At 66.6% G+C, this 8,583-nt stretch carries 7 protein-coding genes and 1 pseudogene; 3 read left to right on the top strand and 5 right to left on the bottom strand.

Annotated elements, in window-relative coordinates:
* Positions 1-51 precede the first annotated feature (51 nt).
* The 5 genes and pseudogenes from RHBS_RS19960 to RHBS_RS19940 form a co-directional block, all read right to left on the bottom strand.
* Positions 52-1,289, bottom strand: a pseudogene (locus tag RHBS_RS19960) (cysteine desulfurase family protein).
* 161 nt (positions 1,290-1,450) lie between these two features.
* The gene (locus RHBS_RS19955) at positions 1,451-2,185 is read right to left on the bottom strand and encodes a 1-acyl-sn-glycerol-3-phosphate acyltransferase (protein WP_237669471.1); all 735 of its coding nucleotides are present in this window, start codon (positions 2,183-2,185) and stop codon (positions 1,451-1,453) included.
* 74 nt (positions 2,186-2,259) lie between these two features.
* Positions 2,260-3,078: a GNAT family N-acetyltransferase gene (locus RHBS_RS19950; RefSeq protein ID WP_121870208.1), complete on the bottom strand. Its 819-nt coding sequence runs from the start codon at positions 3,076-3,078 to the stop codon at positions 2,260-2,262.
* Between the two features lie 146 nt (positions 3,079-3,224).
* Entirely contained in the window at positions 3,225-4,181 is a 957-nt protein-coding gene (locus tag RHBS_RS19945) for an electron transfer flavoprotein subunit alpha/FixB family protein (protein WP_121870209.1), read from the bottom strand.
* A 42-nt stretch (positions 4,182-4,223) separates the two neighbouring features.
* Complete coding sequence (locus RHBS_RS19940) at positions 4,224-5,024, bottom strand: electron transfer flavoprotein subunit beta/FixA family protein (protein WP_121870210.1); 801 nt, start codon at positions 5,022-5,024, stop codon at positions 4,224-4,226.
* Positions 5,025-5,179: 155 nt separating this feature from the next.
* Here RHBS_RS19940 and RHBS_RS19935 point away from each other — a divergent pair, with 155 nt between their 5' ends.
* The 3 genes from RHBS_RS19935 to RHBS_RS19925 form a co-directional block, all read left to right on the top strand.
* Positions 5,180-6,019 (top strand): bifunctional 2-polyprenyl-6-hydroxyphenol methylase/3-demethylubiquinol 3-O-methyltransferase UbiG, encoded by an 840-nt coding sequence (locus RHBS_RS19935; protein WP_121870211.1) that lies wholly within the window; start codon positions 5,180-5,182, stop codon positions 6,017-6,019.
* Positions 6,020-6,042: 23 nt separating this feature from the next.
* Complete coding sequence (locus RHBS_RS19930; protein WP_121872498.1) at positions 6,043-7,575, top strand: glycoside hydrolase family 57 protein; 1,533 nt, start codon at positions 6,043-6,045, stop codon at positions 7,573-7,575.
* The coding region (locus RHBS_RS19925; RefSeq protein ID WP_145977551.1) for a glycosyltransferase family 4 protein at positions 7,572-8,583 on the top strand (1,012 nt) is incomplete at its 3' end. The genes RHBS_RS19930 and RHBS_RS19925, both read left to right, overlap by 4 nt.

Below are 8,583 nucleotides of genomic sequence, written 5' to 3'. Positions count from 1 at the left end.
CCGCGGCAACGGCCGAGTCGACTCCGCCGCTCATAGCAGCCAGAACACGCATCAGCGATTTCCTCCTCGAGCTCCGACGCCGGCCAGTCCGGCGGCGCGAGCACGTTCGACGACCTGCGGCAGAGCCGCAAGCACAGTGGTGACGTCCGATTCGGACGAGCCGGTCCCCAGCGAGAACCGCAGTGATCCGCGGGCGACGGCCGGATCGCACCCGAGCGCAATCAGTACATGACTGGCGCTGGCCACACCCGCAGTGCACGCCGAGCCCGTCGAGCATTCTATCCCCGCCGCGTCGAGGAGCATCAACAGCGAATCACCCTCGCACCCGGGAAAGGTGAAATGCACGTTCCCGGCCAGCCGGTCGTCGCCTTCCGGGCCGTTGAGGACGGCGTCGGGAACGGCGTCTCTGATTCCGACGATCAACCGATCGCGCAGTGCTCTCAGTTCTGCGCGGTGCCGCGCCGAGTTCTCGACCGTCGACCGCAATGCAGCCGCCATCGCGACGACGCCTGCAGTGTCCGGGGTGCCGGATCGAACGTCTCGCTCGTGTCCCCCGCCGTGGAACAGCGGAACACACGGGACCTGGCGGCCGAGCAACAGCGCTCCGACGCCCTGCGGTCCACCGAACTTGTGTGCGGCGATGCTGAGCGCGGACAGACCGCTCGCGGAGAATCCGACGGGCAGATGCGGCACCGCCTGGACCGCGTCGCTGTGCATCGGGACCCCGTATTCGGCGGCCACGGCTGCCAGCTCGGCGATCGGCATGACGGTGCCGATCTCGTTGTTGGCCCACATCACGGTGACCAGCGCAGTCTCGTCGGCATGCAGGGCCAGCTCGGCGCGCAGCGTATCCGGGGTGACCCGCCCCTCGGTGTCGACCGGGAGCCAGGTGACACTCGCACCTTCGTGTGCGACGAGCCACTCGACTGCGTCGAGCACCGCGTGATGCTCCACCGAGCTGGCGATGATCCTGGTCAGTGCGGCATCGGAGTCTCGACGGGCCGCGAAGATGCCCTTGACGGCGAGGTTGTCACTCTCGGTGCCGCCGGAGGTGAAGATCACCTCGGACGGCGCGCGCCCAGGTCCGCGGCGATCGACTCGCGAGATTCCTCCACTCGACGCCGAGCGGACCGACCTGAGGTGTGCAGCGAGGACGCGTTGCCCACCGTGGCGAACACAGAGGTCATCGCCTCGATCGCGCTCGGCAGCATCGGGGTCGTCGCTGCGTGATCGAGGTACACCGGTGGCCGCGGCGGGACGGGAGCAGTCGTACTGCGCACAGAAGGCATAACAGGCTAGACGATACCCGCTGCCGTGACCGCGGACCTACCTGCGCGAGGTGGGTCCGCGGTCACGGTGATCGATGCTCGGTCAGGCCGCCGCAACCGTCGGCGGCATCGGGCTGCGTTCGGCCTCGGCCATCACCTCGTGCACGGTGGGGTCGTAGACGTCATCGCGTCGAATCGCGACCTCGCATCGTCGAGCGAGGTCGCGGCGATCGCCGCCGGGTGCCTCCGGGGCCGTGAACTCCACCTCGGCACGCAGTCCGCGCAGTCGGAAGATCCGGCCGATGGACGCGCCGATCGTTTCGTCCCCCCACGAAGCACGTGGCGGTGGTCTGCTCGCCGGTCCGGTCGAGGTAGCGCAGCCGAATCGGCTGCACCCAGGTCTCGGAATCGATCGCGGCCTGAAGCAGCGCAGGCCGTAGCGAGCCGTAGGCGCGACCACACCAGGTGGTGGCCTCGGGGAAGACGACGACCGATCCGCCGGCGCGAACACGATCGGCCACCTGATCGACGACGCCGGGGAGCTGATGCAGTCGAGCTCGATCGATCGGAAGTACCTTCATGGCCCGCGCGAGGCGACCGAGCACCGGCCAGTCGATCAGGTCGGCACGCGCGACGAAGGTCGACGGCTGTACCGCGGTGAGCACCACGACGTCGGTCCAGGAGATGTGACCGGCGACGTGCAGTGCACCTGCGGCGGTACGGGAGCGTTCCCGCTCCGAGCGAGCGTCGAGCACGGTCAGGTCGATCCCGATGGCGAACAGCAGAGTGCGAGCACCGATCCGCGTCAGCGACCGGCGAACCCGCGGGAACGGAACCCCGAGGACGACCAACACCGGCAGCAACCCGAACGCCGCCAACGCCAGTACGATTCGGAGCGCGAGGACGATTCGTCCCACTGTCGGTGGGTTCTTCGGCAGACAGCCGTCACTGCACGGCGACGACGGCATCCACGCGTGCACGATCGGTCGTGTCACCGGACACCCGACTCGAACGTCGTTGCTGCCGAACGCAAGCGGTCGAGATAGCGAGTGTTGGTCTCGTGCAGCCCGAGCAACGCGACGAAATCGGCGACACCGAATTCGGGATCATGAGCCGGCTCACCGCAGATGGAGGCACCGAGCCGGAGGTAGCCGTTCATCAACGGCGGCATCGACGTTCGCTTCGCGGGTTCGATGTCGATCAGATCCACCCCGTCGACGACGACCGGAGAGTACGGCCGGACCCGACGGTCGAGCGGCGTAGCGTGCTTGCCCAACAAGCGGTCTCGAACACTGCGTACGTTGGCCCCGATGGGGTCCCCTGATGCCGACTGCATGGGCACCGACACGCAGCCCATCACCCACTCGTATCCCGTCACATCGAGGTAGTGCAGGATTCCGGCCCACATCAGCCCGAGCACGGACCCGGAGCGATGATCGGGATGAACTGCAGCCCTTCCCATTTCGACGATGTTCATGCCGACGGGATCGAGCGCGGAGATATCGAATTCGGTTGCCGTGTAATACCCGCCGGCGGACACGGCGGCCTGCGGCGGCAACATGCGGTAGCAGCCGACGAACGTGTCGGTCCACTGGTCACGAACGAGCAGGTGATCACAGAATTCGTCGAACCGATCGGCGTCGAGGCCGTCGGTGTCGGTGGGAATGGAAAACCCCGGCTCGGAAGCGAACACCTCGTAGCGCAGACGCTGCGCCGCGAGTCGGTGCTCCGGGTCGGTGGACAACACCAGCGAGTAGCGGTCGGTGGCCGGGACGATCGATGCAGTCGAGCTCATGACGGAAGTGGTCATGAGGTGTGTCTAACGAGCGGGGAAGGCTACCGGGCATCGTCAGGGAAACGTGTCGGAAGAGTTTGCGTGAACAAGGTTGCGCTACTGGACACGACAGGCCCCCACCGCGCGGGCGGTGAGGGCCTGTGTGGGAACAGCGATCGAAGCTATCCCTTGTGCTTCTTGACTGCTTCGGTCAGCTGCGGTGCGACGTTGAAGAGGTCACCGACGATGCCGTAATCGGCGATCTCGAAGATGGGTGCTTCCTCGTCCTTGTTGACCGCGACGATCGTCTTCGAGGTCTGCATGCCTGCACGGTGCTGGATGGCTCCGGAGATACCCAGGGCAACGTACAGCTGCGGGGAGACGGTCTTGCCCGTCTGACCCACCTGGAACTGGCCGGGGTAGTAGCCGGAGTCGACAGCGGCGCGCGAGGCACCGACTGCGGCACCGAGCGAGTCGGCGAGCTCCTCGACGACGGAGAACTTGTCGGCACTGCCGACACCACGTCCGCCGGAGACGACGACCGATGCCTCGGTGAGCTCCGGACGGTCGCCGCCGACGATCGGGTCACGCGAGGTGACCTTGACGGCCCCTTCTTCCTGCGCGGGGACCTCGACGGTTTCGCGGGTGCCCGCTCCTGCCTTCGGCTCGGCCTCTACTGCACCGGGGCGCAGCGAGATGACCGGAACGTCGCCGTTGGCCTTGGCCTCGACGGTGAACGCGCCACCGAAGATGGAGTAGACGGCACTGCCGTCGCCGTTCAGTGCGACGACGTCGTTGTGGTAGCCCGAGCCGAGGCGTGCTGCGAGTCGACCCGCAACTTCCTTGCCCTCGATCGTGGCCGCGGTGATGATCGCTGCCGGCGAGACCGACTCCGCGAGTGCCGACAGCACGTCGACCTTCGGGGTGACGAGGAATCCGTCGACTGCATCGGATTCGGCGGCGTAGATCTTCTCGGCACCGGCTTCGGTCAGCGCGTCGGCGACCTTGTCGGTGGTGCCGACCGGGCCGGTGACGACCGCGGACGGCTCACCCAGCGCACGAGCGGCGGTGATCAGCTCGTGGCTGACCTTCTTCAGTGTTCCCTCGACGTGCTCCACGAGCACGAGTACTTCTGCCATGACTTGCTCCTCGTTTGTCTTCGATTGCTCGGTGGGGCGGGATCAGATGATCTTCTGGCCGACGAGGTAGGTGGCGATCTTGTCGCCGCCGTCGCCCTCGTCGGTGAGCCGCTCGCCTGCAGTCTTGGGAGGCTTGGGGGTGGACGACGTGACGGTCGTTCCCGCGTTGTCGACGCCGACGATGCCGTCCTCGACACCGATGTCGGCGAGCGTGATGGTCTGCACCGTCTTCTTCTTGGCGGCCATGATGCCCTTGAACGACGGGAAGCGCGGTTCGTTGATCTTCTCGGTGACGCTCACGATGGCGGGAAGCGCGGCTTCGAGGCCGAAGATGCCTTCGTCGGTCTCCCGCTCGCCGGTGACCTTGCCGTCGGCGACGGTGAGCTTGCGCATCTGAGTCAGGGCCGGGATCTGCAGGTACTCGGCGATGATCGCAGGAACGGCACCGGTGCGACCGTCGGTGGCCTCGTTGCCTGCGATGATGAGATCGGCCGGCTCGTCGTTCTCGAATGCGACGTTGCCGAGCGCTGCGGCCAGCGCGTATCCGGTCTGGATCGCGTCGGAGCCGTGCAGGGTCGGATCGTTGAGGTGCACTGCGCTGTCTGCACCCATCGACAAGGCCTTGCGGATGGCATCGGTGGCGCGATCGGGGCCTGCGGACAGAACCTTGACCTCACCGCCCTGGGCTTCCTTGATGAGCAGCGCTTCTTCGACGGCCCGCTCGTTGATCTCGTCGAGGACGGCGTCGGCGGCCTCGCGATCGAGGGTGTAGTCACCGTCGGTGAGCTTGCGCTCGGACCACGTGTCTGGAACCTGCTTGATCAAAACAACGATGTTCGTCATGGGTCTGCGTCGACCTCCTGGTCATGTTCTGCTGATCGTGAGTGTTCTAACGGTTCGTGCAGTTCTACGGTCTGGGACGAGGTTACCTCACCGTAGTTACTGGTGGGTAACTTACCTCCTTGCCTGTCCGACCATACATCTGCACCCCGACTGTTATGGAGACCACGTTGGCTTACCTCTCCTGCGCCTCCACTAACCTTTCGTCGGTGAACGATTCATCGGCTCAGGCACCGGCACCGGAACCACTCCCCCTCACCGGGGAGCGCACCGTGCCCGGGATCGCCGAGGAGAACTACTGGTTCCGCCGACACGAGGTGGTCTACCGCGCACTCGTCGAGCGCTGCCGCGACCGAACGGTGCTCGAAGCGGGATCGGGAGAAGGCTACGGAGCCAACATGATTGCCGGTGTCGCGACGAATGTTCTCGGTCTCGACTACGACGCGTCGGCCGCCGCACACGTGCATGCCCGCTACCCCAGGGTGACGATGCTGCGTGGCAACCTCGACCGCCTTCCCGTCGCCGATTCCTCGATCGACGTGGTCGTCAATTTCCAGGTGATCGAGCACCTCTGGGATCAAGGTGCGTTCCTCGCCGAAGTGCACCGGGTGCTCGCGCCCGGGGGCATTCTGTTGATCAGCACTCCCAACCGCATCACCTTCTCGCCAGGCCGCGACACCCCGCTCAACCCGTTCCACACTCGCGAACTCGACGCGGCCGAACTCACCGAGCTTCTCGTGGACGCACGGCTCGAGGTCGACGAACTCACCGGAGTCCGGCACGGACGCACGCTGGCCGCACTCGACGCCAAGCACGGCGGTTCGTTCATCGACGCGCAGATCGAACGAGCCCTGGCCGGGGAACCCTGGCCTGCCGAACTCACCGAGGACGTCGCGGCCATCTCGATCGAGGACTTCGACATCGCGGCCGACCGCATAGACGACAGCCTCGACCTGGTCGCCGTCGCCCGCAAGAGCTCGAGCACGGTGATCGGGTGACATCCGGTGCCACCGTGCCGGGCATGTTCTCTCTCGTTCTGCACTCCCACCTGCCGTGGTTGGCCAATCACGGACGCTGGCCGGTAGGCGAGGAATGGCTGTATCAGTCCTGGGCCGACTGCTATCTGCCGCTCACCGCGGCACTCGAGCAGCTGGCCGACGACGGCCACAGCAACGTGCTGTCGCTGGGGATCACCCCGGTGCTGGCTGCTCAACTCGACGATCCGCACTGTCTGTCCGGAATGCACCACTGGCTCGCGAACTGGCAGCTCAGAGCCCACGAGGCAACGGACCGCGACCTGTCCGTTCGTGAACACCGAGGTTCTGCCGCTGCGCTCGATCGATTCGAGTCCCGGTGGCGGCACGGCGGGTCGGCGGTACTCCGGCCGCTGGTCGAAACCGGAACCGTCGAACTGCTGGGTGGACCGTTGGCGCACCCGTTCCAGCCGCTGCTCGATCCCCGACTACGCGAATTCTCGCTCCGAGAAGGTCTGCTCGACGCCCGCGCCCGGTGGGGCACCACACCCCGAGGCATCTGGGCACCCGAATGCGGATTCACCCCCGGCATGGAAACCGACTACGCCGCGGCCGGCGTCTCGCACTTCATGGTCGACGGGCCCGCGATGCGCGGAGACACCTCCCTCGGCAGGCCGGTGTGGGACTCCGATGTCGTCGCATTCGGACGCGATCTGCCGGTCAGCTACCGCGTCTGGTCACCGAAGTCCGGCTATCCCGGCCACGGTTCCTATCGGGATTTCCACACCTACGATCACGCCACCGGTCTCAAACCGGCCCGGGTCACCGGCCGTTCGGTCGCGTCGAACGACAAGGCTCCCTACGATCCCGAGCGGGCCGCGGCGACGGTGGACCGTCACGTCGCCGACTTCGTCGATGTGGTCCGCAGGCGATTGGTCTCCGAATCCGAGCGGATCGGTCGCGACGCGCTGGTGGTGGCGGCATTCGACACCGAGTTGTTCGGACACTGGTGGCACGAGGGCCCACAGTGGCTCGGCAAGCTCATGCGCGCGCTTCCGGCGGCCGGCATCACCGTCGGCACGCTCAGCGACGCCCGCGAGCAGGGTTACGTCGGAGCGCCACTGGAACTGCAGGATTCGTCGTGGGGATCGGGCAAGGACTGGCGGGTGTGGGCGGGCGACGACGTCGCCGACCTGGTCGCGCTCAATTCCGAGGTATCTCGGACCGCACTCGACGCCGTCGACACCGCCCGAGATGTACAGCGTCGCGCCGGCGGGCCCGAACTTCGCAATCGGGTCAACGATCAGATACTGCGTGAGACACTGATGGCCGTGGCCAGCGACTGGGCATTCATGGTCAGCAAGGATTCCGCCGCAGGTTACGCACGGGAGCGGGCGCACGTCCATGCACATGCGCTGCGTGAGATCGCGGCCGCGGCCGCAGGTGGGTCACCTGTCCGGGCGAACGAACTGGCTCGGCAATGGAACCGCGCGGACGGACTGTTTCCTGCGTTGGATGCGCGCCGGCTGCCCGGTGCACACGGTGACGGCGAGCGAGAAGGTGCAGGGGGGCGTCGATGAAGATTCTGATGGTGTCGTGGGAGTACCCACCCGTGGTGGTCGGCGGGCTCGGTCGGCACGTGCATCACCTGGCCACCGAACTGGTCCGATGCGGGCACGAGGTCGTCGTTCTGTCGCGTCGACCCACCGGAACCGACGCCGCCACCCACCCGACGTCTCACCACATCGAGGACGGGGTGCTCGTCGTCGCCGTCGCCGAAGACCCGGCTCACTTCGTCTTCGGGGAGGACATGCTCGCGTGGACCCTCGCGATGGGACACGCGATGGTCCGTGCCGGCGTCGCGCTCGGTAAGCCGGGTCTGGGCGACGGCTGGCAACCCGACGTCGTTCATGCGCACGACTGGCTCGTTGCGCACCCGGCGATCGCCCTCGCCGAGTTCTACGACGTACCGCTCGCCTCGACCATCCACGCCACCGAGGCCGGACGCCACAGCGGCTGGATCTCCGGTCCCGTCAACCGCCAGGTGCACTCCGTCGAGTGGTGGCTCGCCAACGATTCCGATGCGGTGATCACCTGCTCGGCATCGATGAAGGACGAGGTCACCACCCTGTTCGGAGTATCGGAGTCGGCGGTGAAGGTGATTCGCAACGGAATCGACCGATCCACCTGGCACTTTCGGCGACGAGAGCCTCGATCGGAGCCGGCCAAGTTGCTTTACGTCGGCCGGCTCGAGTACGAGAAGGGCATCCAGGATGCCATCGCAGCTCTGCCCCGCATCCGACGAAGCCACCCGGGTACCACCCTGCACATCGCCGGCGAAGGAACACAGTTCGCCTGGTTGGCAGGGCTGGCGCGCACGCACCGGGTGGCCCGCGCAGTGTCGTTCCTGGGCAATCTCGACCACACCGAACTACTCGGCTGGCTGCACGGGGCCGACGCCATCGTCCTGCCCAGTCGATACGAACCTTTCGGCATCATCGCGCTCGAGGCAGCGGCTGCGGGCACCCCGCTGGTCGCGTCCACCGCAGGCGGGCTGGGTGACGCCATCGTCGACGGCGTGACCGGGA

Source organism: Rhodococcus sp. BS-15 (assembly GCF_000813105.1).
Classification (GTDB): Bacteria; Actinomycetota; Actinomycetes; order Mycobacteriales; family Mycobacteriaceae; genus Rhodococcoides.
This window is presented reverse-complemented; position numbering and strand designations above follow the sequence as displayed.

Excerpts from the sequence above, each read along its gene's own strand:
- RHBS_RS19945 (WP_121870209.1), bottom strand. The coding sequence starts at position 4,181 with ATGGCAGAAGTACTCGTGCTCGTGGAGCACGTCGAGGGAACACTGAAG.
- RHBS_RS19950 (WP_121870208.1), bottom strand. The coding sequence starts at position 3,078 with ATGACCACTTCCGTCATGAGCTCGACTGCATCGATCGTCCCGGCCACC.
- RHBS_RS19940 (WP_121870210.1), bottom strand. The coding sequence starts at position 5,024 with ATGACGAACATCGTTGTTTTGATCAAGCAGGTTCCAGACACGTGGTCC.
- RHBS_RS19930 (WP_121872498.1), top strand. The coding sequence starts at position 6,043 with ATGTTCTCTCTCGTTCTGCACTCCCACCTGCCGTGGTTGGCCAATCAC.
- RHBS_RS19935 (WP_121870211.1), top strand. The coding sequence starts at position 5,180 with ATGGAGACCACGTTGGCTTACCTCTCCTGCGCCTCCACTAACCTTTCG.